Origin of the sequence: Comamonas antarctica (genome assembly GCF_013363755.1) — a bacterium.
In the GTDB taxonomy this organism is placed as follows: domain Bacteria; phylum Pseudomonadota; class Gammaproteobacteria; order Burkholderiales; family Burkholderiaceae_C; genus Comamonas; species Comamonas antarctica.
The window spans coordinates 967,894-990,647 of record NZ_CP054840.1; the positions used below are offsets into that span (position 1 = coordinate 967,894).

At 61.3% G+C, this 22,754-nt stretch carries 23 protein-coding genes; 10 read left to right on the top strand and 13 right to left on the bottom strand.

All coding sequences use genetic code 11. The features are described 5' to 3' along the window. Position 1: 1 nt before the first annotated feature. Complete coding sequence (locus HUK68_RS04505; protein WP_175503123.1) at positions 2 to 916, top strand: LysR substrate-binding domain-containing protein; 915 nt, start codon at positions 2 to 4, stop codon at positions 914 to 916. Between the two features lie 3 nt (positions 917 to 919). On the opposite strand, the gene HUK68_RS04510 is transcribed toward HUK68_RS04505, so the two are convergent. The 13 genes from HUK68_RS04510 to hisD all read right to left on the bottom strand — a co-directional run bounded on the left by HUK68_RS04510 (position 920) and on the right by hisD (position 13,572). Next, the gene (locus tag HUK68_RS04510; RefSeq protein ID WP_175503124.1) at positions 920 to 1,723 is read right to left on the bottom strand and encodes an N-acyl homoserine lactonase family protein; all 804 of its coding nucleotides are present in this window, start codon (positions 1,721 to 1,723) and stop codon (positions 920 to 922) included. A 9-nt stretch (positions 1,724 to 1,732) separates the two neighbouring features. Further along, entirely contained in the window at positions 1,733 to 2,956 is a 1,224-nt protein-coding gene (locus tag HUK68_RS04515) for an ABC transporter substrate-binding protein (protein WP_175503125.1), read from the bottom strand. Between the two features lie 23 nt (positions 2,957 to 2,979). Then, a complete protein-coding gene (locus HUK68_RS04520; protein WP_175503126.1) occupies positions 2,980 to 3,828 on the bottom strand; it encodes an alpha/beta fold hydrolase in 849 nt (282 codons plus the stop codon). Next, positions 3,825 to 4,178 carry a hypothetical protein gene (locus HUK68_RS04525; RefSeq protein WP_175503127.1) on the bottom strand — a complete coding sequence of 118 codons (354 nt, stop codon included), beginning with the start codon at positions 4,176 to 4,178 and terminating at the stop codon, positions 3,825 to 3,827. Before HUK68_RS04525 ends, HUK68_RS04520 begins: the two co-directional genes overlap by 4 nt. Continuing rightward, positions 4,175 to 5,065, bottom strand: coding sequence for an NAD(P)-dependent oxidoreductase (locus HUK68_RS04530; protein ID WP_175503128.1), 891 nt, complete (start codon positions 5,063 to 5,065; stop codon positions 4,175 to 4,177). The genes HUK68_RS04525 and HUK68_RS04530 overlap by 4 nt, the downstream gene beginning before the upstream one ends. Next, positions 5,062 to 6,495: an NAD-dependent succinate-semialdehyde dehydrogenase gene (locus tag HUK68_RS04535; protein WP_175503129.1), complete on the bottom strand. Its 1,434-nt coding sequence runs from the start codon at positions 6,493 to 6,495 to the stop codon at positions 5,062 to 5,064. Before HUK68_RS04535 ends, HUK68_RS04530 begins: the two co-directional genes overlap by 4 nt. A 17-nt stretch (positions 6,496 to 6,512) precedes the next feature. After that, the gene (locus tag HUK68_RS04540) at positions 6,513 to 7,478 is read right to left on the bottom strand and encodes a Bug family tripartite tricarboxylate transporter substrate binding protein (RefSeq protein ID WP_175503130.1); all 966 of its coding nucleotides are present in this window, start codon (positions 7,476 to 7,478) and stop codon (positions 6,513 to 6,515) included. Positions 7,479 to 7,515: 37 nt separating this feature from the next. After that, on the bottom strand, positions 7,516 to 8,406 hold the full coding sequence (locus HUK68_RS04545) for an NAD(P)-dependent oxidoreductase (RefSeq protein ID WP_175503131.1): 891 nt from the start codon (positions 8,404 to 8,406) through the stop codon (positions 7,516 to 7,518). Positions 8,407 to 8,617: 211 nt separating this feature from the next. Then, entirely contained in the window at positions 8,618 to 9,406 is a 789-nt protein-coding gene (locus HUK68_RS04550; protein WP_175503132.1) for an HpcH/HpaI aldolase family protein, read from the bottom strand. Positions 9,407 to 9,416: 10 nt separating this feature from the next. Next, positions 9,417 to 10,421: a Bug family tripartite tricarboxylate transporter substrate binding protein gene (locus HUK68_RS04555; RefSeq protein ID WP_175503133.1), complete on the bottom strand. Its 1,005-nt coding sequence runs from the start codon at positions 10,419 to 10,421 to the stop codon at positions 9,417 to 9,419. Positions 10,422 to 10,463: 42 nt separating this feature from the next. After that, entirely contained in the window at positions 10,464 to 11,477 is a 1,014-nt protein-coding gene (locus tag HUK68_RS04560; RefSeq protein ID WP_175503134.1) for a LacI family DNA-binding transcriptional regulator, read from the bottom strand. Continuing rightward, a complete protein-coding gene (locus HUK68_RS04565) occupies positions 11,474 to 12,235 on the bottom strand; it encodes an SDR family NAD(P)-dependent oxidoreductase (RefSeq protein WP_175503135.1) in 762 nt (253 codons plus the stop codon). Before HUK68_RS04565 ends, HUK68_RS04560 begins: the two co-directional genes overlap by 4 nt. Positions 12,236 to 12,237: 2 nt before the next feature. Beyond that, positions 12,238 to 13,572, bottom strand: coding sequence for a histidinol dehydrogenase (gene hisD / locus HUK68_RS04570; RefSeq protein WP_175503136.1), 1,335 nt, complete (start codon positions 13,570 to 13,572; stop codon positions 12,238 to 12,240). Positions 13,573 to 13,792: 220 nt separating this feature from the next. On the opposite strand from hisD, the gene HUK68_RS04575 reads away from it, so the two are divergent. The 9 genes from HUK68_RS04575 (at position 13,793) to HUK68_RS23485 (ending at position 22,725) form a co-directional block, all read left to right on the top strand. Then, positions 13,793 to 14,677 (top strand): restriction endonuclease, encoded by an 885-nt coding sequence (locus HUK68_RS04575; RefSeq protein ID WP_244146251.1) that lies wholly within the window; start codon positions 13,793 to 13,795, stop codon positions 14,675 to 14,677. 31 nt (positions 14,678 to 14,708) lie between these two features. Then, on the top strand, positions 14,709 to 17,249 hold the full coding sequence (locus HUK68_RS04580) for a UvrD-helicase domain-containing protein (protein ID WP_175503138.1): 2,541 nt from the start codon (positions 14,709 to 14,711) through the stop codon (positions 17,247 to 17,249). A gap of 26 nt (positions 17,250 to 17,275) precedes the next feature. After that, positions 17,276 to 18,286: an IS21 family transposase gene (gene istA, locus HUK68_RS04585; RefSeq protein WP_175505734.1), complete on the top strand. Its 1,011-nt coding sequence runs from the start codon at positions 17,276 to 17,278 to the stop codon at positions 18,284 to 18,286. After that, positions 18,286 to 19,068, top strand: coding sequence for an IS21-like element helper ATPase IstB (gene istB / locus HUK68_RS04590; protein WP_175503139.1), 783 nt, complete (start codon positions 18,286 to 18,288; stop codon positions 19,066 to 19,068). Before istA ends, istB begins: the two co-directional genes overlap by 1 nt. Positions 19,069 to 19,261: 193 nt before the next feature. After that, positions 19,262 to 19,495 carry a topoisomerase DNA-binding C4 zinc finger domain-containing protein gene (locus HUK68_RS04595; protein WP_491523267.1) on the top strand — a complete coding sequence of 78 codons (234 nt, stop codon included), beginning with the start codon at positions 19,262 to 19,264 and terminating at the stop codon, positions 19,493 to 19,495. 22 nt (positions 19,496 to 19,517) lie between these two features. After that, positions 19,518 to 19,709 carry a hypothetical protein gene (locus HUK68_RS04600; RefSeq protein WP_175503140.1) on the top strand — a complete coding sequence of 64 codons (192 nt, stop codon included), beginning with the start codon at positions 19,518 to 19,520 and terminating at the stop codon, positions 19,707 to 19,709. A 136-nt stretch (positions 19,710 to 19,845) separates the two neighbouring features. Next, on the top strand, positions 19,846 to 21,042 hold the full coding sequence (locus HUK68_RS04605; RefSeq protein ID WP_158387229.1) for a tyrosine-type recombinase/integrase: 1,197 nt from the start codon (positions 19,846 to 19,848) through the stop codon (positions 21,040 to 21,042). Beyond that, complete coding sequence (locus HUK68_RS04610; RefSeq protein WP_158387227.1) at positions 21,029 to 22,147, top strand: hypothetical protein; 1,119 nt, start codon at positions 21,029 to 21,031, stop codon at positions 22,145 to 22,147. The genes HUK68_RS04605 and HUK68_RS04610 overlap by 14 nt, the downstream gene beginning before the upstream one ends. A 359-nt stretch (positions 22,148 to 22,506) precedes the next feature. Then, positions 22,507 to 22,725 (top strand): helix-turn-helix transcriptional regulator, encoded by a 219-nt coding sequence (locus HUK68_RS23485; RefSeq protein ID WP_029158396.1) that lies wholly within the window; start codon positions 22,507 to 22,509, stop codon positions 22,723 to 22,725. Positions 22,726 to 22,754: the final 29 nt, after the last annotated feature.

Genomic DNA, 22,754 nt, shown 5'->3' on the forward strand with positions numbered 1-22,754 from the left:
CATGAGCAAAAAGCTGCCGCCGCTGAATCCGCTGAAGGTCTTCGACGCCGTGGTGCGCACCCAGAACCTGACCAAGGCGGCGCAGGAGCTGCGCATCAGCCAGTCGGCGGTCAGCAAGCAGCTCAACGTCCTGCAGACCTATCTGGGCGTGGAGCTGTTTCGCCGCGAGCGCCACGGCATCAGCCTCACGCATGCGGGCCAGCGCTATGCCGAGGCGGTGACGCCGGCCTTCGAGCGGCTGTCGCAGGCCACCGAGGATTTGATGCGTGCGGGCTCCGACAACACGCTGCGCATCCAGACCTACACCACCTTTGCCGCCAAGTGGCTCATTCCGCGGCTGTCCGACTTCAACAGCCGGCACCCCGAGATCACCGTCAAGATCACCAATTCGGTCGCCAATGTCGACTTCGACCGCGATGACGTCGACCTGGCCATACAGATGGGCAATGGCGCCTGGGCGCGGCAAGACAGCGACTTTTTGTTCGAGGACATCATCGAGCCGGTCTGCGGCCCCGAATTCCTGCGCCAGCACGCGCCCGATGCGCGCTATCCGCAGGCCTTGCTGCGGGTGCGGCTGCTGGTGTCGCATTTCCGCCGCCATGACTGGAGCACCTGGGCGCGGCTGTGCCGCTACGGCGACGAGATCGCGCAGACCGAGCAGATGCGCTTCAGCAGTTCGATCCTCACCTGGCAGGCGGCCGCGGACAACCTGGGCATCGCCATCGGCCAGACCGCGCTGCTGGGCGATGACCTGAAAAAGCACAAGCTGGTCGCGCCCTTCAATCTGCCCGTCAAGACCGGCCTGTCGTACTACCTGGTGCGGCCCCAGCTGCAGCGGCATTCGCGCAAGGTGGAGATCTTCAGAAGCTGGATCGCGGGCCAGCTGGAACTGTTGCAGGAGCCGACGCCGTCCTGAGCCTCACGCGATGCGGTGGATGTGCGCGCCGGGAAGGTCCAGCGCCGCGAAGCGCGCACAGACCTCGGGGTCGTGCCCGGGAATGATGTGCTGCGCGCTGTCCGCGAGCGCGCGGATCAGCGCATAGCCGGCCAGCATCTCGGCCTTGTCGTGGATCGCCGGAAACGGATTTTCCTTCTCCAGGTTCTCGTAGTAATGCGCCGCGTCCGAGGCCAGCACCACCCAGCCGCGGGCCGTCATCACGCGCACCACCTGCAGGCCGGCGGTATGGCCGCCGACGCGGTGGAACTCGATGCCCGGCGCGAACGCCTGCATGCCATCGACCAGCCGGACCTGGCCCTGGTACAGGCGCCTGAGCACCACGCCGATGTCGTCGAGCGCAAAGAAATGGTTTTGCGCCGGATCGCACATGCAGCGTCCGGTGGCATAGGCCAGCTCGCGCTCCTGCAGCCAGATCCTGGCGCCCGGGAACTGGTGCACGTTGCCCGCATGGTCGTAGTGCAGGTGGGTGATGGCGACATCGCGCACGTCGTGCGCGCCAATGCCCAGCGCCGCGAGCGCGGCCAGCGGCTCCTGCAGGAACGCGCGCTGGCGCGCAATCGCCGAGACCTGGCTGAAGCCGGTGTCGACCAGCAGCAGCTGGCCGGCGCCGCGCACCAGCCAGACAAAGAAATCCAGCGGCATCACCGCCTGCGGGTCGCCATCGACCGGCTCCAGGAAGTTGCTCTGGCGCGCGCGCCCGACGCTCGCGTACTTGATGGCGTACACCTCGTGCGCGGGAACGTGGGTCTGGGGCGTGGCGATCATGCCGTGGCCTTATTTCTTCACCAGCGCGCACTTGCTTTGCGCCAGGCTTTCAAAGGCTTCGCTGCCCGGCACCGTCTCGACGATCTGGTAGTAGTCCCAGGGCTTCTTCGATTCGGCGGGCGTCTTCACCTTCACCAGGAACATGTCATGCACCATCTTGCCGTCGTCGCGCAGCTTGCCGTTCTTGGCGAATGCGTCGTTGATGGGCATGGCTTTCATGGCCTTGATGACCGCGCCGACCTCGTCGGTCTTGGCTTGCTCGACGGCTTTCAGATAGGTGCGGATGGCCGAGTACTGGCCGGCCTGCAGCGCGGTGGGCATGCGCTTCATCTTCTGCATGAACTTCTCGGCGAACTTGCGCGATTCGGCGTCGTGGTCCCAGTAGAACGACTCGGCGAACATCATGCCGCCGGCGGTCTTCAGGCCCAGGCCATGCACGTCCATCAGGCTCATGAGCATCGCCACGCTGGCTTGCCCGCCGCTGCCCAGGCCGAATTCGCGGCCCTGCTTGATCGCGTTCTGCAGGTCCAGGCCGGCCGTGGCAATGGCCACCGCGTTGGCCTTGCTGCCGTTGGCCTTGAGGATGTAGGAGGCGAAGTCGTTGCCCGGGAAGGGGTAGCGCGAGGTGCCCACGACCTTGCCGCCGGCCTCCTCGATGAATTTCCGGCCGTCGTTTTCCAGCGAATGGCCGAACGCGTAGTCGGCCGTGACGTAGTACCAGGTCTTGAAGCCGTTCTTCACCAGCGACTTCGTGCCCACGTTGGCCAGCGCGTACGAGTCATAGACCCAGTGCACGTTGTTGGGCGAGCAGTCCTCGTTGCTGATGCGCTGCGCGCCCGCGCCGGTGACGATGGACATGCGGCCCTTTTCCTGGGCGATGCGCATGGCGGCCAGTGCCACGGCGCTGTTGCCCAGCTCGGTCACCGCATCGACCTTGTCGCGGTCGAGCCATTCGCGCGTCTTGGTCGAGGCAATGTCGGCCTTGTTCTGGTGGTCGGCGGTGACGATCTCGATGGGCTTGCCCAGCACCTTGCCGCCGAATTCCTCCACGGCAATCTCGGTGGCGGCAATCGAGCCCTTGCCGACGTTGTCCATGAACGGCCCGGCAATGTCGGTGAGCACGCCGATCTTGACGATGCCGTCGGAAATCGCCGGCGCGGGCGTCTGCGCGTGGGCAGCGGCGGACAGGGCAATGGCGCAAAGCAAGGCCGCGGGGGAAAGGGCAAACTTCATGTCTGTCTCCTGGTTTTATCGGTCTAGGCCTGAATCTGTGCCAGCACCGGCAGCAGGTGGGCAATGAAATCGGCCGGTGCCTCGCTCATCGGGAAGTGGCCCAGGCCGGGCATGATGGCCAGTTGCGCGCCGGCGATGTCGCGCGCCAGCGCGCGCGAGTCGTCGGGCGTGCACGAGTAGTCGTATTCGCCGGTCAGCAGATGGAGCGGGCAGCGCGCGGTGTCGATGCGGCTGGCCAGTTCGCGCAGGTCGCCCTCGGCCTTGTAGAAATGCAGGTCGCCCTTGAACACGCCCGGGCCGCTCTGCATGTAATGCCACAGCGTTTCCCAGCGGTCCGCGTCCTTCGCGTGCGGGCCGATCAGGCCCGACACGATGCCGGCGCAGACTTCGCCGCCATGCACATCGGGCCGGTGCAGCCACTCGAGGTTGTAGTAGGGCGCGACATGCGCGCCGGACTGCAGCCCGATCAGCGCCTTGAAGCGCTCGGGCGCGCGCAGCGCCAGGTGCAGCACCACGCGCCCGCCGATCGAGCAGCCCATGGCCACGGGATTGCGGATCTCGAGCGCGTCCATGACGCCCAGGATCGAGTCCAGATACAGCTGCGAGCTCAGCTGGTATTCGTGCTTTTCCCAGCCTTCGGGCGGCGATGATTTGCCGTGGTAGGGCAGATCGAAGCAGATCACCTCGAAGCGCTCGGTGATCTGCGCGCAGTTCATGATGCCGCGGTACTGGCGCGAGTCGCTGCCCGCGGTGTGCAGGCACAGCAGCGGCTGGCCCTGGCCCGCGGTCTCGAAGTAGATGCGGTTGCGGCGGCCCTGGATGTCGACGTTGACATAGCCGCCGCGGATGGGTTCGATGCCTTGCCGGTTCATTGCACGACTCCTCCCAGCGACTTGACCAGGTCCTTGAAATACAGCAGGTTGGCCATGAAGGGATGCTGGTCGCCTTCGAGGCGCAGGTGCTTGAACTTGATCATGGCCATCAGATCGTGGAAGCCCGGCGTGGGCGTGCTGGCGTAGTAGCGGCTCCAGGCGTCGCTGCCTGCGGCCAGGCGGAAGGTCCAGCGCGGCATCACGAATGGGCCGGGCTGAATGCTTTCAATCGCGCCGTCATGGATGCGGATCAGCCATTCCTTGTCGCCGCTTTGCAGCAGGAAGCTGACATTGACGAAGCGGCCGCGGTGCACGAGCCAGTCGTCGAGGGGGACGCTGGCGCGGCTCATGCGGGTTCCTCGGCCTTGGCGATGACGCGGTACATCACCGGGTAGTAGCTGTCGGCAAATCCCGCGTCGATGGACTTCTGCAGCTGCTGCGCGGTGAGCGCGGTGATCGGGTTGTCGAGCCCCACGGCGCTGGACAGCGCCAGCGCCAGCTTCAGGTCCTTGAGCGCATAGGCGGCCGAGAACATCTTTTGCGGGAACACATCCTTGGCGAGGTAGTTGGCGCCGGTCAACTGGAGCGCGAACGAGGCCGCCGAGCCCAGGCCCAGCGCCTGCGCCAGCAGGTCCTTGGAGACGCCGGACTGCTCGGCCAGCGCGAACGCCTGCGCCAGCGTGTGCACGGTGTTGAGCAGCACCATGTTGTTCATGATCTTCACCACCTGGCCCGCGCCCGTGGGCCCGCAATGCAGCACGTCGCTGCCCATGCAGTCGAGATGGGGCTTGACGGCGGCGAACTGCTCGGCGTCCGCGCCCACGGTGATCAGCAGCGTGCCGTTGTGGGCGGCCTCGCGGCTGCGCGCCACGGGCGCGTCGATCAGCGCCAGGCCCTTTTCCTGCAGCGTGGCGGCAAGCTGGCGCGTGCGCTCCACATCGCTGGTGCTCATATCGACGATGGTCTCGAGCGCACTGGCATGGGCCAGCAGCCCGCCGGCGCCGGTGCAGACCGCCTCGACCTGCTGGATCGAGGGCAGCGACAGGAAGACGATGCTGGCGCGCTCGGCGATCTGCGCGATGCTCGCGGCCACCACGCCGTCCGGCGCCAGGCTGCGCACATGGTCCATGTCCAGATCGGCGGCCAGCACGGTGCAGCCCGATTTGCGCGCCAGGTTGCGGCACATGCCCGTGCCCATCACGCCGACGCCAATGAATCCCAGGATGGGTTTGCTCATGCCAGGCCTCCTTGCCGGACGCATTTCACCTTGAGGAACTCGCGCAGGCCCTCGATGCCGCCTTCCGATCCCAGGCCGCTGTCCTTGTAGCCGCCAAACGGCGTCTCGGGCAGCGAGGCCTGCAGTTCGTTGATGCAGACCACGCCGCTCTCGATCTCGTTGGCGAAGCGGTGCGCGAGCTGCATGTCGTTGGTGAAGGCATAGGCCGCCAGCCCGAAGGGCAGGCTGTTGGCTTCGCGCAGGGCCTCGTCGGCATCCTTGACGGCAAGCATCAGCGCCACCGGGCCGAACGGCTCGATCAGCGCCGCGTCGGCCGCCTTGTCGCGCAGCGCGATCACCGTGGGCTCGTAGAAATAGCCGGGCTGCCCGTCCATGGGATGGCCGCCGGTGAGCACTTCGGCGCCAGACTCGCGCGCGTTGCGCACCAGCTGGTCCACGGCCTGCAGCCGGCGCCGGTTCTTCAGCGGCCCCATCTGCGCCTGGGCGTCGAAGGGATCGCGCACGCGCAACTGGCGCGCGTGCTGCACGAACTTCTCGCAGAACGCGGCGTAGATGCTTTCATGGATCAGAAAGCGCGTGGGCGAGGTGCAGACCTGGCCCGCATTGCGGTATTTGGTGGCCACGGTCGCGGCCGCCACCTTGTCGATGTCGACATCGCGCCAGACGATCACCGGCGCGTGGCCGCCCAGCTCCAGCGTGGCCTTCTTCATGTGGGCCGCGGCCTTGGCGCCGAGCTGCCGGCCGACTTCGGTGCCGCCGGTGAAGGTGATCATCGCCACTTCCGGCGCGGTGCACAGCTGGTCGGCAATCGCGGCCGGGTCGCCGAACACCATGTTGACCAGGCCCGCGGGTGTGCCCGCGCGCTCGCAGGCCTGGGCGATCAGCAGCGCGACGCCCGCGGCCTCCTCGGACGGCTTGATGACGATGGCGCAGCCCGCGGCCAATGCCGCGCTGATCTTGCGCGACGGCGTGATCGCGGGCGCATTCCAGCCCGAGAACGCGGCCACCACGCCCACCGGCTCGAACTGGGCGATCTGCCGGATGCCGGGCGCGCGCGCGGGAATCACGCGGCCGTAGAGGCGGCGCGCCTCTTCCGCCGACCATTCGAACATCTCGGCCGCGACATCGACTTCCTTTTGCGCCTCGCCAAAGGGCTTGCCGAGTTCGCTGGCAATCTGCGCGGCAAGGCGCTCGCGCTCGCCGCGCATCTCGCCCGCGATGCGGCGCAGCAGTTCGCTGCGCTCGGTGGCGCCGCTGTGCTTCCAGCGCGCCTGCGCGTTCTTCGCGCTGTCGATCGCGCGCGCCACGTCGGCCGGCGCGGCCATGGCGTAGCTGCCCAGCGCCTGGGCCGTCGAGGGCGAGATCACCTCGAAGCGCTCCTGCGACGAACCGGCGCAGAACTCGCCGCCAATGAATTGGGAATATTGCATCTGGTCTCCGCGGCGCATCAATCGAGCACGATGTTGGACTTCTTGATCACGCCGGCCCAGTGCGTCGACTGCTTCTGGATGTAGTTCTTGAACTGGGCGGGCGAGCTGGTGAACGGATACTGGTCGAGCGCCAGCAGCCTGGCCTTCACTTCGGGCGTGGACATGATCTCGTTGACCGCGGCATTGAGCCTGACCACCACCTCCGCGGGCAGCCCGGCCGGGCCCATCAGGCCGTTCCAGGGCTCGGCGGCAAAGCCCGGCAGCTTCTGCTGGCCGATCACCAGCGTGTCCTTGAGCCCCTTGTCCGGCGCGGAACTGGCCGAGGCCAGGATGCGCAGCTTGCCGGCCTGGGCCTGCGGGATCGCCACCACGCCCGCGAGAAAGGCGAAGTCGACGCGGCCCGCGGACAGGTCGATCACGGCCGCCGAGTCGCCCTTGTAGGGCACGTGCAGCGCGTTGATGCCGGCGTCGCTCTTGAACCATTCGCCCGCGAGGTGGTTGATCGCGCCATTGCCGGCCGACGCATAGCTCAACTGGTTGCCCTTTTGTCTGGCGAAGTTCACCAGCTCGTCATAGCTCTTGAAGCGCGAGTCGGGCGGCACCGTGAGGTAGTAGGGATAGCTCGCCACCAGCGCAATCGGGGTGAAGTCCTTGATCGGGTCGAACTGCACGCCTTTTTGCACATAGGGAATGATCGACAGCGTGCTGCTGCTGCCGATCATCAGCGTGTAGCCGTCGGGCGCGGCTTTCTTCACCAGATTCGCCGCCACCGCGCCGCTCGCGCCGGCTTTGTTTTCGATGATGAAGCTCTGCCCGAACTTCTGCGTGAGCCTCTCGGCGAGCAGCCGGGCCACGATGTCGGTAGGTCCGCCCGCGGAGAAGCCGACGGTGATGTTCACCGGCTTTTCGGGATAGCCCGCAGCCGAGGCCAGTGTGGAGCAGGCCAGCCCGGCGGCCAGCAGCGTGCGTCGCGTGATATGCATTTTTGTCTCCTTGCGTGTTGTCATCGCCGGGTCCGGTTCAGAGCCGGATCTTCTCGACGCCGTTGGCCTCGGCCCAGTAGTCGGTGAGGCACGAGGTGTCCTGGCCGGCCTTGCCCGCGGCCAGCGCCAGGCGGAACACGTTCTTCGCCGTGTCGCAGACCGGCAGCGCGACCTGCGTCGCGGCGCCGGCGCTCGCGGCCAGCGAGATGTCCTTGTAGCCCAGTACGATGTCGAAGCCCGGCGTCAGGTCGCCAGCCAGCACCTTCTTCGGCCACTTCTCCTTGAGCTGGCCGTTGCTGGCGGTGGTGTTGACCAGCACGTCGAAGGTCTTGGCCACGTCCAGGCCCAGGGACTTGGCCAGCACCAGCGCCTCGGAGTTGATCTGGCAGTAGCACAGCACCATCATGTTGTTGATGATCTTGGTGCGCGTGCCGCTGCCGGCATTGCCGCAGTGGTGGATGGTGGTGCCCATGCGGTAGAGCACGGGTTCGACGACCGGCAGATGCGCGGCGTCGATGCCCAGCATGAACAGCGACTCGCCGCGGTCGGCGTGCATGGCGAGCCGGCCGACGGGCGCGTCGCCGAATGCAAAGCCGGCCTTGGAGAACTCTGCGTTGAGCCGGTCGACGGTCTCGACGTCGACCGTGCTCATGTCGATGTAGATGGCGCCGGGCTTGAGGCTGCGCAGCACGCCGCCATCGCCCAGCGCCACCTGCGCGACCTGCCGCGGGCCGGGCAGCATGGTGAAGACCAGATCCGCATCGCGGCAGGCGCCGGCCACGTCCTCGGCCGCGGTCGCGCCCTCGGCGGCCAGCTTGCGCATGGCCTCGCCATCGAGGTCGAAGACCGTCACGCGCTGCTGATGCTTGAGAAGCGAACGCACGAGCGAGAAGCCCATGCGGCCCAGGCCGATAAACCCAATATTCATACACCCCCCTATGGATGGAATGAATTTATCTGCCGCGCATGGCGGGCAGCGGGATATTTGGTCCGCCAGTCATGAGCTTTTGTATTTCCAGATGCGCCGGTCAGGCGCATCGCAGTGCCGCCATTTGCCGGGCTACGGGAAAACACCGAAGAGTGTGGAGGCGTGGGCCCGGGGCGGGTGGTCGGGCCTGTTTCCGCGGCCCGACACGCGCTCAATAGACCGGTCGGCCGCCCGTGGGTGTGCCGGGTTGCGCGGCCTCGCGCAGAGCGCGCGTGATGACGCTCGACGCCACCGTGGCGAAAAAGCGTGCGCCATGCGCGCCGTAGCGCGCCTCGTCTTCTGCCGTCAGGCCGACGATGCCGGCGCAAGTGCCCGCCGCAGCGATGTCGCGCAGGGCCCGGGCGATCACGCGGTCGACCTCGGGGGCTTTCCAGTCGCTGCCGAAGCCCATCGAATGCGAGAGATCGTTGGGACCGATGAACACCGCATCCACCCCCTCGACAGAGGCGATTTCGGCGGCCTGGGCCGCGGCCTCCTCGGTCTCGATCATGACGATCAGCGCAATGCCTTCGTTGCTGCGCCGCGTATGCTCGGCGCCGGGAAACGCGCCGTAGCCGGCCGCGCGCGGGCTGAAGGCGCTGCCCCTGCGGCCGATGCCCGGATAGCGCACCTGCTGCACCAGATCCCGTGCTTCTTCGGCGTTTTGCACCATGGGAATCTGCACGCCGCTGGCGCCCATGTCCAGCACGCGCGCGATGTCGGGCCGCAGGCAACGGACCACGGGCGGGATGCCGCTGGCGCGCGCGGCGCGCAGCATGTGTTCCGTGGTGTCGAGGCCTGCGCTGCCGTGTTCGTTGTCGATCAGGATGAAGTCGAAACCGGCATAGGCGCACATCTCCACGATGGCCGGACTGGGCAGCGAATTGAAGATGGCGCGCAGGGTGCGCCCGCTGCGCAGCATGGCGGGAAGGCGGTCGTCCAGGGGGTGGCGGATATCCATGGAATGACTTTCAGTCGATGCTGATGTTGTTGGACTTGATCAGCTCGGCGAACTTGCCGGTCTCGTCCTGGATGAACTTGCGGAAGGCATGCGGCGCCATTGGCCGGGGCGTGAAGCCCTGGGCCGCGAGCCGGGAAGTGACCGACGGCGTGCCCAGTACCGCCACCACCTCGGTGTTGAGCCAGGAAATCACGGCGGCGGGCGTGCCGGCCGGCGCCAGCAGGCCCAGCCAGGTGACGGCTTCGAAGCCCGGCACGCCGGATTCCGCCAGTGTCGGCAAGTCGGGCTGCAGCGGCGTGCGGCTCTGGCTGGTGACGGCGAGGGCATGGGCCTGGCCGTTCTTGGCAAAGGCCAGCGCGGTGGTCATATTGTCGAACTGCAGGTCGATCTGGTTGCCGGCGAGGTCGACCAGCGACTGGCTGCTGCCCTTGTAGGGCACATGCACCGCACGCGCGCCGATGCGGTTGAGCAGCATCAGCGTGGTGAGGTGCTGGGAGGTGCCGTTGCCGCTGGTGCCGTAGCTCAGCGCGTCGGGCTTGGCCTTGAGTGCGGCGATCAGCTCCGGCACCGATTTCGCGCCGGACTTGTTGCTGGCCAGCAGCACCAGCGGCGTGTCGGCGAGTTCGGTGATGGGCGCGAAGTCCTTGTCGACGTTGTAGCCGATCTTTTTCAGCAGCGTGGGATTGACCGCGAGCGCCGTTTGCGTGCCCAGCAGCAGCGTCGTGCCATCCGGCTTGGCGCGCGCCACGTATTCGGTGCCGATGCCGCCGCCCGCACCCGCACGGTTCTCGACGATGACCGGCGTGCCCCAGCGCTTGCCGAGTTCATCGGCCACCATGCGCGCCACGATGTCGGTGGCGCCGCCGGGCGCGAAGGGCACGACGATGGTCACCCGGCCGCCGGCCGGATAGCCTGCCGGCGCCTTGGCCTGTGCGAAAGAGAGCGCGGGCGCGCTGACGGCCACGGCACAGGCCAGGGCCGTGAAACCGCGACGGGAAAGGAATGGGTTCTGCATGGCGATGTCTCCTCTGTGGTGTGTTGTCTTCTTCAAGGCGCTTCAGGCGCTGCGCACGGTGGCCCGCTCGACGATGCGGCAGGGAATCACCACGTTGCGCGGCTGGCTGCCGTCGCGCATCTGCTCGTGCAGCACGTCGACGGTGGCATCCACCATCTGCTCGACGCTCTGCACGACGGTGGTCAGCTGGTACGCGCCCCAGGCGGCCTGCGGCACGTCGTCGAAGCCGACCACGCCCACGTCCTGCGGCACGCGCAGCTGGAGTTCCTGGCGCAGCACATCCATGGCGGCAATGGCCATGTGGTCGTTGGCAACGAACAACGCGTCGGGCTTGTCCGCGCCGGAGAACAGCTCGCGCGTGGCTTCGCGCGCGCGCTCGAAGTCGTAGTGGCCCAGCGCGCGGCCCACCGCGGCCGTGCCGGCTTCGGCCAGCGCCTCGTTGAAGCCGCGCTCACGCTCGCGGTGCGTCGAGGAGTTCTCCAGCCCGCCCAGAAAGGCAATGCGCCGATAGCCACGCGCCAGCAGCAGCTCGGCCACCATGCGCCCGCCGCGGCGGTTGTCCGAGGTCACCGAACTGGTGCTGCTGCCGGCAAACGACGACATCTGCGGCACGCGGTTGAACATCACCACCGGCACGCCGGTGTCGGCGCACTGGCGCGCGAGGCCTGGCGACAGCATGGCCGACGCCATTACCACCGCATCGACCTGGTACTGCAGGATCTCGGCCAGCACGCCGTCGGTCGGCTCGCCGGCCTCGGTGATGAACATCAGCACGTGGTAGCCCTGGCGCTGCAGCTTCTGCGACAGCTCCTGGATCACCAGCGGATAGAACTGGTTCTCCAGATAGCCCATCACCAGCGCAATGATGTGGCTGCGCCGCGTGATCAGGCTGCGTGCCAGCGCGTTGGGGCGGTAGCCCAGCGCCTTGGCCGCGCTCAGCACCCGCGCGCGCGTGTCCTCCGACACGCTGGCGCCGGGCGTGAAGCTGCGGCTCACGGCCGACTGCGATACCTTGGCCAGTTCGGCGACGGCCTGCGCCGTGGCATTGGACTTCATGCGGCGCTCCATCCGCCGTCTAGCATCAGCGCGCTGCCGGTCATCAGGCTGGAGGCATCGCTGGCCAGGAACACGACTGCGCCCATGATCTCCTCCAACTGGCCCAGCCGGCCCAGCGCGATGCGCTCGGTGACCCACGCGCGAAACGCCGGGTCGGCAAACATGCCCGCGGTCATGGAGGTCTCGACGAACGTGGGGCAGATCGTGTTGACGCGGATGCCCGCGCCGCCCAGCTCCCAGGCCAGCGCCTTGGTCATGCCTTCGACCGCATGCTTGCTGGCGCAGTACAGGGTGCGGCGCGGGCTGCCCACCACGCCCATCTGCGAGGAGATTGTCACGATGGAGCCGGGCAGGCCCGCATCCAGCAGGCCGCGGCTGACGGTGCGTGTCACATAGAGCGTGGCCTTGACATTGAGATCGAACACCGCGTCGATGTCCTCGTCCTGCACCTCGACCAGCGGCCGCGGCCGGTTGAGCCCGGCGTTGTTGACCAGGATCTGGAACGGGCCGGCCGCCGTCAGCTGCCCGGTCACGGCCTGCGAGTCCGTGACATCGAGCACCAGATAGTCGGCTTGGCCGCCTTCGGCGCGTATGCGCTCGCAGGCCTGCTGCAGTTCGCCTTCCGAGCGCGCAGTGAGCGTCACCGAGGCCCCTGCCTGGGCCAGCGCGCAGGCCGCGGCCAGGCCGATGCCGCGGCCCGCGCCCGTCACCAGGGCCCGGCGGCCGTCGACACGGAAGCTGGGAGTGGAAGGCAGCACGTTCACCGCTCCAGCACCGTTTTGGCCGCCGGCACCGGCGCGTACCACGGCACCTCGGCGCGATCGCCATAGCGGCGCACGCGCAGGTTGGCCTGCTCGCCATGGCCGGCGAAATTCTCCATGTGGCACAGGCGCGAGCAGTACTCGCCCATGAGGGCGCTGGCCTCGTCGGTCAGCACGCGCTGGTAGGTGCAGGTCTTGAGGAACTTGCCGACCCACAGGCCGCCGGTGTAGCGCGCCGCGCGGTTGGTCGGCAGGGTGTGGTTGGTGCCGATCACCTTGTCGCCAAAGGCCACGTTGGTGCGCGCGCCCAGGAACAGGCCGCCGTAGTTGCTCAGGTGCTCGAGGAACCAGTCCGGGTCGCGGGTCAGCACCTGCACGTGCTCGAAGGCCAGCTCGTCGGCTTTGCGCAGCATCTCCTCGCGCGTATCGCAGACGATCACCTCGCCATATTCGGCCCAGCTCACCGACGCGATGGCCGCCGTGGGAAGGATGGTCAGCTGGCGCTGGATCTCGGCCAGCGTGTCGTGCGCCAGCTGCTCGCTGGTGGTGAGCAGGATGGCGGGCGAGGTGGGGCCGTGCTCGGCCTGGCCCAGCAGGTCGACCGCGCACATCTCGGCATCGGCGCTGTCGTCGGCAATCACCAGGGTCTCGGTCGGACCCGCGAACAGGTCGATGCCCACGCGGCCGAACAGCTGGCGCTTGGCTTCGGCGACATACATGTTGCCCGGGCCCACCAGCATGTCGACCGGCGCGATGCTGGGCGTGCCCACCGCCATCGCCACCACGGCCTGCACGCCGCCGAGCACCAGGATCTCGTCGGCGCCGGCCATGGCCATCGCCGTCACGATGGCCGGGTGCGGCGCGCCCTGGTAGGGCGGGGCGGTGGCAACGATGCGCTTCACGCCCGCCACCTTGGCCGTCAGCACGCTCATGTGGGCCGAAGCCAGCAGCGGGTACTTGCCGCCGGGGATGTAGCAGCCCACGGCATTGACCGGGATGTGCCTGTGGCCCAGCACCACGCCGGGATAGGTTTCCACTTCCACATCGCGCATCGAGTCGCGCTGGATCTGCGCGAAGTTGCGCACCTGGGTCTGCGCAAACGCAATGTCTTCGATCTCGCGCGCCGACAGGCTCTTGCGCGCCTTCTCGATCTCGGCTGCCGAGAGGCGGAAGTCGGCCGGATCCCATTGGTCGAACTGGCGGCTGTACTCGCGCACCGCGGCATCGCCCCGGCTTTCCACGGCCTGGATGATGCCTTCGACGGTGCTGCGCACCTTGCTGTCGTCCTCGGCCCGGACCTCGATGTCCTTGCCGCGCTTGAGATATTTGATCATGGTGGGTGCCGTTCAAGAAAAATGGATTTGCCTATTTGCATAGGTATGCAAGACCACTTTTGATGAATTGCATACGTATGCAAACAGGGTTATCCCTAGTGAGGAGAGTTTTTTGCTCCTGCCTTGCCTTGATACGAGAAAAACTCCCAGGATGATGAGGCTTGTAAGTTTTTGTTGCATGTATGCTCGGAGCATGGCAATCCCAGACTATCAAACCTGCATGCTTCCGTTCCTGTCGCATTTGACGGACGGAAACGAACACTCGTTGCGAGAAACAGAAGAGGCGCTTGCTGAGAAATTTGGCCTCACACCGGCTGAAAGGGCAGAGCTACTGCCAAGTGGACAGCAAGGTATATTCAAAAATCGGATTGGCTGGGCCAGAACATACCTGAAGAAGGCTGGGCTGATTGAAGCTCCGAAGCGAGCTATTTTCAAAATTACAGCTCGTGGCCAGGATGTGCTGTCTTCCAAGCCCACGCGTATCGATTCGAAGTATTTGGAGCAGTGGCCCGAATTCATAGAGTTTCGTGACTTCTCAAAAGATGGTGCGGCGTCATCAAAGTTGCCACAGCCAGCGCAAACTTTCAGCACGCCTGAGGAAGCAATTGAGCAGGCATACCAAGGCTTGAGAGAGCAGCTTGCTCAGGAGCTGCTGGCCAAGATCCTGTCGTGTTCGCCGATTTTTTTTGAGCAGCTCGTTGTGGAGTTGCTGGTCAAGATGGGGTACGGCGGCTCACGCAAAGATGCTGGAGAGCGAATCGGTCAGACGGGCGATGGCGGTATCGATGGAATCATCAAAGAAGATCGCCTTGGACTGGATGCGATTTTCATTCAGGCCAAGCGTTGGCAGGGTTCGGTAGGTAGGCCTGAAATCCAGAAGTTTGTCGGAGCGCTTCAAGGCCAGAGAGCCAGGAAAGGCGTCTTCATCACCACCTCTTTTTACACGGTGGATGCGACTGACTATGCGTCGCGGATCGACACCAAAGTGGTACTCATTGATGGCAAGCAGTTGGCCGCCTTGATGATGGACTTTGATGTCGGTGTTGCGGCATCGGCAGCCTATGTGGTCAAGAGAATTGACTCGGATTATTTCGAAGATATGTGATCTGGCAGTGGTGCACTGAATTCAACTAAATATGAAAAAAGAGTGGAGTCCTTCGTGGTGGGGGCGAAGGCTGACGAAATCGTCTAATTGGTGCCTGCGGATGGATGGTTTGAAGCTCGCGATGACGTTGGCAGGCAGTGCACATCATGTCAACGTGGAAGAGGAAAACAGTTACTGGATAAACGCTGGCACGTTCTGGACAGACATCACGTTCCACCCAGGACAAGAGAATGAGGTGAAAGCTGATGGGCTCCCTAATGATCAAGGTGCCACTCTCATCCAAGCATTGAACGCGGGCTTGAAAGAGAAGCGTCTGCGTGATGAGGCGAAATTTCTTCAGCGGGAACATCAGAAAATTCAGCATTGGTTGGATCACAAGGCTGGTCAGGAGCGTAAATGTGCAAAAGACCGACGGTGGTTCACTCATGAACAACAGCAAGAGGTGTTGGCTGCACGGCCCAATGTGAACGTTGCCGATCTTCGAAAACGACTCAGCAACTCTGATGTCGCGGCCCATCTGGGGACTATCACGAATTTGGTGAAGGCGTCACTCGATGCTTTTCAGTTGGACCATGGCGCTGCCTGGACTTTGCTTAACGCAGTCCATATGAAGCGCGAGCTGATTGTCTGCAAAGAGTTGCTTGATCGGGTGGAAAGCAAGCCTTTGACCGAAGAACAGGCAAGGTCGGTGGTATGTTTTGACAATCGTGTGCAGGTCATCGCATCTGCCGGTTCAGGAAAGACATCCACGATGGTGGCCAAAGCCGCCTATGCGATCCACCGGGGGTTTGTGAAGCCCGAGCGCATTGTGATGCTGGCGTTCAACAGGCAAGCAGCCGAGGAACTCAAAGAACGTGCTGACAGAGCATTTGAACGTTTGGGTATGGCGAATGTAGCTGTCGAGGCTTCAACTTTTCATGCGCTGGGCCTGCGCATCATCGGCAAGGCAACCAAAGAAAAGCCCGATATTCCGAATTGGGCTACCGACGCAGCCGGCGGAGTTAGAAAGCTTGCCGAAATCGTCGATCAGTTGAAGGATAGCTCCCCAGCGTTTCGCCGGCAGTGGGATTTGTTTCGCTTTGTCTTTGGAAGAGATCTGCCGTCCTTTGGCGGCGCTGAACCAGCAGATGTCTGGGATTCCCGAGGTAAAGGCGCGCTGATTACGAGCCGTGGGGAGAAAGTTAAGAGCCTGGAAGAAGTGATGGTTGCGAATTATCTCTTCTTGAATGGGATAGATTACAAATACGAGACTCCCTATGCACATCGGACAGCTGACGAGGACCATCGTCAGTACCGGCCAGATTTCTATTATCCTGATCTCGACCTCTACCATGAGCACTTCGCTCTTGATGCTGAAGGTGTTCCTCCAACGCACTTCAAGGATTATTTGCAGGGAGTGCACTGGAAGCGGAAGTTGCATGCGGAGAAAGGTACTGAACTGTTTGAGACCACCTCCTACGGCCTGCGAAGCGGCAAAGACTTCACCCGTTTAGAGAACGAGCTGATTGGTCGTGGTCTGGTGCCTGATCTCAATCCCGATCGCGAAATACCCAAGAACGGACAAAAGCCCATGGAGTCGATCGAGCTCATTGGGTTAGTGCGCACCTTCATGAGCCACGCGAAGAGCAATAGTTTGAGGATTGATGCCTTGCGGAGTCGATTGGACGCAATGCCAAGGGATAGCTTCAAGCATCGGCATCAAATGTTCCTGGATATTGCTGCGCCCATCATGGCTGCCTGGGACTCGGCGCTGGCTGCTGAGAACGGGATTGACTTCGAGGACATGCTCAACCAGGCTGCGGAGTACTTGGAGAGCGGCCGTGTTGAGTCCACCTACGATTTGGTGATGGCCGACGAATTCCAAGACGCATCGCGCGCCCGTGCCCGCTTGTGTCGTGCTCTGGTTGATCGGCCGGGCCGTTTCTTGTTTGCCGTGGGTGACGACTGGCAATCGATCAACCGTTTTGCTGGGGCAGACGTGTCAGTTATGACGGGCTTTCGGGAGTGGTTTGGTCATGGCCAAGTATTCAAGCTAGAACAGACCTTCCGCTGCCCACAAGCCTTGTGTGATGTTTCCAGCGCCTTCGTTTCCCAAAATCCGGGCCAGATTCCCAAGAACGTACGTTCAATGACGCCAGCGCAAGGCCCTGTACTCCAAGCATTCCAGGTAGACCACAAGGAAAAGCTGGCTGACGCGATCGATCAATTCGTGCTGGGGCTCGCTGAGGGCATGCGCGAAGGCTCGATTTCGCCGGGCAGGGACGGCAAAGTGTCTGTCTATATCCTTGGGCGCTACAACGCCGATAAGCAATACGTTCCATCAAACCCGCGCCGTTTTAACCAATGGATCGAAGTGTCGTTTCTCACCATCCATCGGTCGAAAGGCAGCGAGGCTGACTACGTCATCTTGCCGGAAATGCTCAGCGTCCTGAAGGGACGCAGCTTCCCCAACACCCGTGCCGACGATCCCGTTCTCGCCTTGGCAATGCCGGATGGCGACAGCTTTCCATTGTGTCAGCGCCGATGTAAAACTAACCCACTGCGCCGAGGTAAATCTGACCCACCTGGGTGATCATGGCAGCCTTTGTGAGGCTGCTGATGTTGACTCAGGAGCAAGCAGTGGAGATAAGAGTAATGGCCCGAAGGGGCGACAGCGTCAGGGAGATTGCCAGGCAACTGGATTGTTCTCGTAATACGGTTCGCAGGTACTTGCGCGACCAGACCGCGCAGCGGTATGGTCCGCGCGAGCCGCGCACGAGCAAGCTCGACAACTACAAGCAGTATCTACAAGAGCGCGTCGATCAGGCCCGGCCGCGCTGGATCCCGGCGACGGTGCTGCTGCGCGAGATCCGGGAGCGCGGCTACATGGGTGGTATTAGCCAGCTCAAGGCGTGGCTGGTGCCCCTAAAGAAGCATGAGCCGGAGCCGCTGGTGCGGTTCGAGACGCCGCCAGGCAAGCAGATGCAAGCCGACTTCACCTATGTTCGTAGAGGACGTGACCCGTTGATCGCACTGGTGGCGACGATGGGCTACAGCCGCGCCACTTACGTGAAGTTCGTTGCTTGCTCGGGTGAGGATGTGGCCACCCTGTGCGCCGGTCTGCGCGAAGCGTTCGACTACTTCGGCGGCGTACCAGAACATGTTCTGTTCGATAACACCAAGGCGGTCGTCATCGAGCGCGATGCCTACGGCGAAGGGCTGCATCGCTGGAATAGCGAACTGCGTGAGTGCGCACAAAGCTGCGGCTTCACGCCCAGGCTTTGCCGGCCCTATCGCGCTAAGACCAAGGGCAAGGTCGAACGCTTCAATGGCTATCTGAAAGGCAGCTTCCTGGTGCCACTGGCCGCAACCCTCGGGGCCAACGGCTTGCGATTGGATGCTCATCTGGCCAACCTGTACGTGCGCCGTTGGCTCGATGAGGTGGCGAACGTGCGCATTCATGCCACGACCAAGGCAGTTCCAGCGGTACGGCTGGCCGAGGAGCGCGCCGTCATGCTGGCGGCGCCGGCCCTGAAGGCACCGGTGCCTGTGCATCAACGCGTGGTCTTGCCACTGCAGAGCCTGCAGCATCCGCTGGCCGTCTATGACGCGCTTCTGGAGGTCGTGTGATGAGCTTGCAGCATGACCGTATTGCCGAGCTGTGCGAACAGCTGAAGTTCGTGCGACTGGGCAGTGACTGGCCTGCTCTGGCACAGGATGCGGCGCGCGATGGCGCCAGCTTCGCCGACTTCCTGGAGAAGGTACTTGCCAGCGAGCAGCAGTGGCGCGAGGAACGCAAGCGCACGGTGCTGATGCGGTTGGCCACAATGCCGGCCATCAAGACGCTGGAGGGATTCGACTGGAGCCAGGCGGGCGGCACACCCAAAGCGCAGATCGTCGAACTCGGGCATCTCGCCTTCGTCGAGCGCGCGGAGAACGTGGTCATGCTGGGCCCTTCCGGCGTGGGCAAGACCCACATTGCCTTGGCGCTATGCCAGCGCGCCGTGATGGCGGGCCACAAGGCGAGGTTCATTACGGCGGCCGACCTGATGATGCAATTGGCAGCGGCCAAGGCGCAGAACCGTTTAAAGGAGTACTTCAACCGCGCGGTGCTGGGGCCCAAGCTATTGGTGGTCGACGAGATCGGCTACCTACCCTTCGGGCGAGATGAGGCCAATCTGTTCTTCAATGTTGTGGCCAAGCGTTATGAACGCGGCTCGATGGTGTTAACGAGCAATCTGCCGTTCACGCAGTGGGCAGGAGCGTTCGCCGACGACCAAACGCTGACGGCAGCGATGCTGGACCGGTTGCTGCACCACGCACACATCGTGCAGATCACCGGAGAAAGCTTCCGGCTGAAGGAAAAACGCAAGGCCGGCCAGGCAGTGAGGAGGGCAACGTCGGGGGCATAACCGGCGCAGGGCTGTTCGATCACCAGGCTAAGAAAACGCCGGCGAACAACCCAAAACGAAGGACCCAGGTGGGTCAGATTTACTTCGGCGATTTAGTGAAAAGTGGGTCAGATTTACATCGGCGTTGACACCATTGGGAGAGGAGCGTCGCCTGTTCTATGTAGCTTTGACCAGGGCGCGCCGCATGGTGGCGATGTTCACTGTTCGTGGTCGATGTTCTACCTTCCTTCGGGAACTCACAGACGGCGGCGGGGTGGCAATCACCGATACTGACGGTAAGTCAATACAAGAGCAGACCTGCCCCGGCTGCAAGCAAGGAGTACTGTTGCTGCGAACGGGCCCTTATGGTGAGTTTCGCTCATGCTCCAATTACCCTCTGTGCAGCTATAAGCCACCGAAACAAGGCGAAGTTCAACGACGGAGATGATAGTTTTACGTGGTTTCGACTGGTGGGCGTGTCGCTGTGCAAGGCCACTGTCGACGACCTGAAAGTGGCGCTCCTCGAGCAAGTGATTGAAGGCCTCGATCAGAACGATCAGACCCAGGCCGAGGCAGGCGCGATGCTGCAGGCCGTCATTGATGCCTTCCCCAATGGGGGATGGCGGAGGCTGTGTCCGCTGAGCCTTAGTTCGAAGCAGTAAGAGGCGATAAGAAAATATAAGTAAAAACAATACTTTAGCCTGCTAAGTTGTCCGAAATGGTTCAATTCACTCCTGACTGTTTCAATCTCTTATGGTAGAAAGGATGGTAGATACTTAAAATTTGAAGATACGTTGAATGCCTAAGATTGCTAAAGAACTTTCTGCTTTACAAGTTAGTAGACTCCTCGATGAGGGACATCATGCCGTAGGTGGCGTCACGGGGCTTTACCTTTATGTCACTTCAACTGGTGCTCGTTCATGGGTCTTAAGAATCGGGGTAGGGAAAAAGAGAAGGCACATGGGACTGGGGGGATTCCCATCAGTCACTTTAGCAATGGCTCGTGAGCAAGCTCGTACGGCAAGAAGCGAATTTAGAGCCGGGTTGGATCCTATCGCTGCCCGTCATAAGGCCGTGAGCAAGCTCTTGGCAGAACAACTCAACGCTGTCACGTTTGAGAGTGCGGCGAAGGCTTACATCGATGCCCATGGTGACACCTGGAAGAATCCTAAACATAGAGCACAGTGGTCAGCAACCCTTGCTACGTATGCATTTCCAGTAATTGGAAACTTGCAAACTGCGCATGTAACCCAGGCGCATGTTCTTGCTGTTCTGGAACCTATCTGGAAGACTAAAAACGAAACGGCCGCACGCCTGCGCGGACGGATTGAAGCAGTACTAGATTGGGCTACCGTTCGAGGGTATCGTGAGGGTGAAAATCCAGCCAGATGGAAAGGGCGCTTAGATAAGTTGCTGCCAGCTCCCGCAAAAATTCAAAAAACGGTACATCGGAAGGCTTTGCCCATTGATGCTGTCCCACAGTTCATGCGTGATCTGCGGGATAAAGAGGGCGTTACAGCTAGAGCCTTGGAGTTCGTTGTTCTTACTGCCGCACGCAGTGGGGAGGTCCGAGGGGCAACGTGGGGTGAAATCGATTTGGACGCAGCGGTGTGGGTGGTTCCTGGTGACCGGATGAAAGCAGGGCGTGAACATCGTGTGCCGCTATGTACACAAGCAGTTGAACTGCTTAAAAAAATGCCACGATTTGTTGGTAATGAGCATGTTTTTCCATCGCCACGTGGCAAGGCATTGTCTGATATGGCGCTCTTGACTGTTATGCGGCGTATGGAGGTGGATGCGGTCCCACATGGTTTTCGCTCAACTTTTAGAGACTGGGTTGGAGAGCGTACAGACTATCCAAGAGAGCTTGCTGAACAAGCTCTTGCACACACGCTAGAGAACAAAGTTGAAGCAGCTTATCGGCGCGGGGATGCGTTGGAGAAGCGTAGAACAATGATGCAGGAGTGGAGCGATTTCTTGTATGACACAAAGTAACCCGACGCTGTCAGGGCGAACACGCGCTACTGCTGACTCGGATAAAAAGAAAATTACTTATCCAGCGAAGTATCAATTTTTTGACGATGCTTACGCTAAGCAGCATGGATATTGGATAAATAATGCAAGCGCTAGGAAAAGATTGAATTTTGAAGCGCGTATAGCAAAAATAATATTTGAATACAAAAAACACTATAACAGCATTCTCTTGCTAGAAGATGATTTTCTAGATCTTGGTGCTGATTATTGTGAGTTTTATGATCTTTTTGCGCAGGTTAATGTTGCATCTACTGCTGCTAAAATATTGATTAGATTAAAAAATCAAGGAAAAACAACAAATTATTTCAATGATATTAATTTATTGGGCAAATATCTAAGAGATTCTAATCTTATCATTAGAAATGGTTTTGAAAAATATATAAATCAAAAAATATTTGAAAATTGCTTTCACCCATACATCAATCTAGTTTTGAATATTAATGATGAATATTTGCTTCAAGCAATAGCTTCCGAAGAATATAAGCAATCGGAAGCTTATTTTATTCGCTCTGCAAATAGTGAGAGAAAGCGAGTTAATGATTTTTTGAGTGAAAAGTTCATCGGCAAGAAAAATATATTTGTTTGTAGATTGGATATTCTTCTGCGAGGAGACGGGAGCTTTAGAGTCTCAGAGAGAATTTCGCTGGAGACTTATAGAAGAAATGTTGGGCAATTCTTTGAAAGTCTAGGATTGTTCGACTGTGCTTTAGAAGTGCTTTTCCCATCGGCAGTGCTTGAAGGGAAGCTAAAGCCATCAAGTTCACCTGTGGGGCAAATTTTACTAGTTTCCACTGAAAAAGTAACTGCCAACTTAAAACAACTCAAAGAGTTTGCGGGGCAAACCAAGTGTCGTGGTCTGTTGGACTTTGTTCCAACGCAGCCCCTTGCGAAGGGCTTGGTGCCAACTGTTGATGGGCTGTGCCAGTTCACGCCAGCGACAGCTGAAGGAATCGGCTGGCTGGCAGAGTTCTTAACCCTGGAGAGGCGCTTTGTTGCTCCAGGAAAGACTGATGATGCTAACGCTGGATCAATTCACTGCATGAGAGATGTGAAGCTCAAGCGGTAATTTTAAGCTCTTCTTTTTTGAGATTAAAAAATTCTTTTTTTAGTGAAAATTCTTCTTTTTTTCTGAAAAGTTAAGTATCTTTTTTAGGAAATTCGTGTGCTTTACTGAGACTTTTATCGAATCCTCCGGCTAAGGAGTTGAGTCATGGGTAGACGTTAAAGAAGTGGTCTGACGGTGAGAGGGGCTTTCATAGCGGGGGCGCTATAGACCCACAGGCCGCACAGGTGGATAGGTGTTTTTTTACCCGCTGACAGATGTTTTGAGCCGAACCGCTTCGGACGCTTCGAAACGGTTTCGTTGGCTCATTTCACAGCATTGCTCCCAGCTTGCACTGGGGCATACATACAGCGAGTCCTACGATGTCTACTGCAGCCACTACCCCTCTGAAGCTCTTGCGTGCAACCCAAGTTTGCAATAAGCTAAATATTTCGAAAACTACCTTGTACGCCAAACTAGATAAAAGCTCTAAATACTACGATCCACATTTTCCACGGCAAATAATTATCGGGGCCAACTCGGTGGCTTGGATAGAGCACCAGGTTGATAGCTGGATATCAAGTAAACTATCTGCTGTATGAATAGGATATAACTTTTATAGTCCTAGATA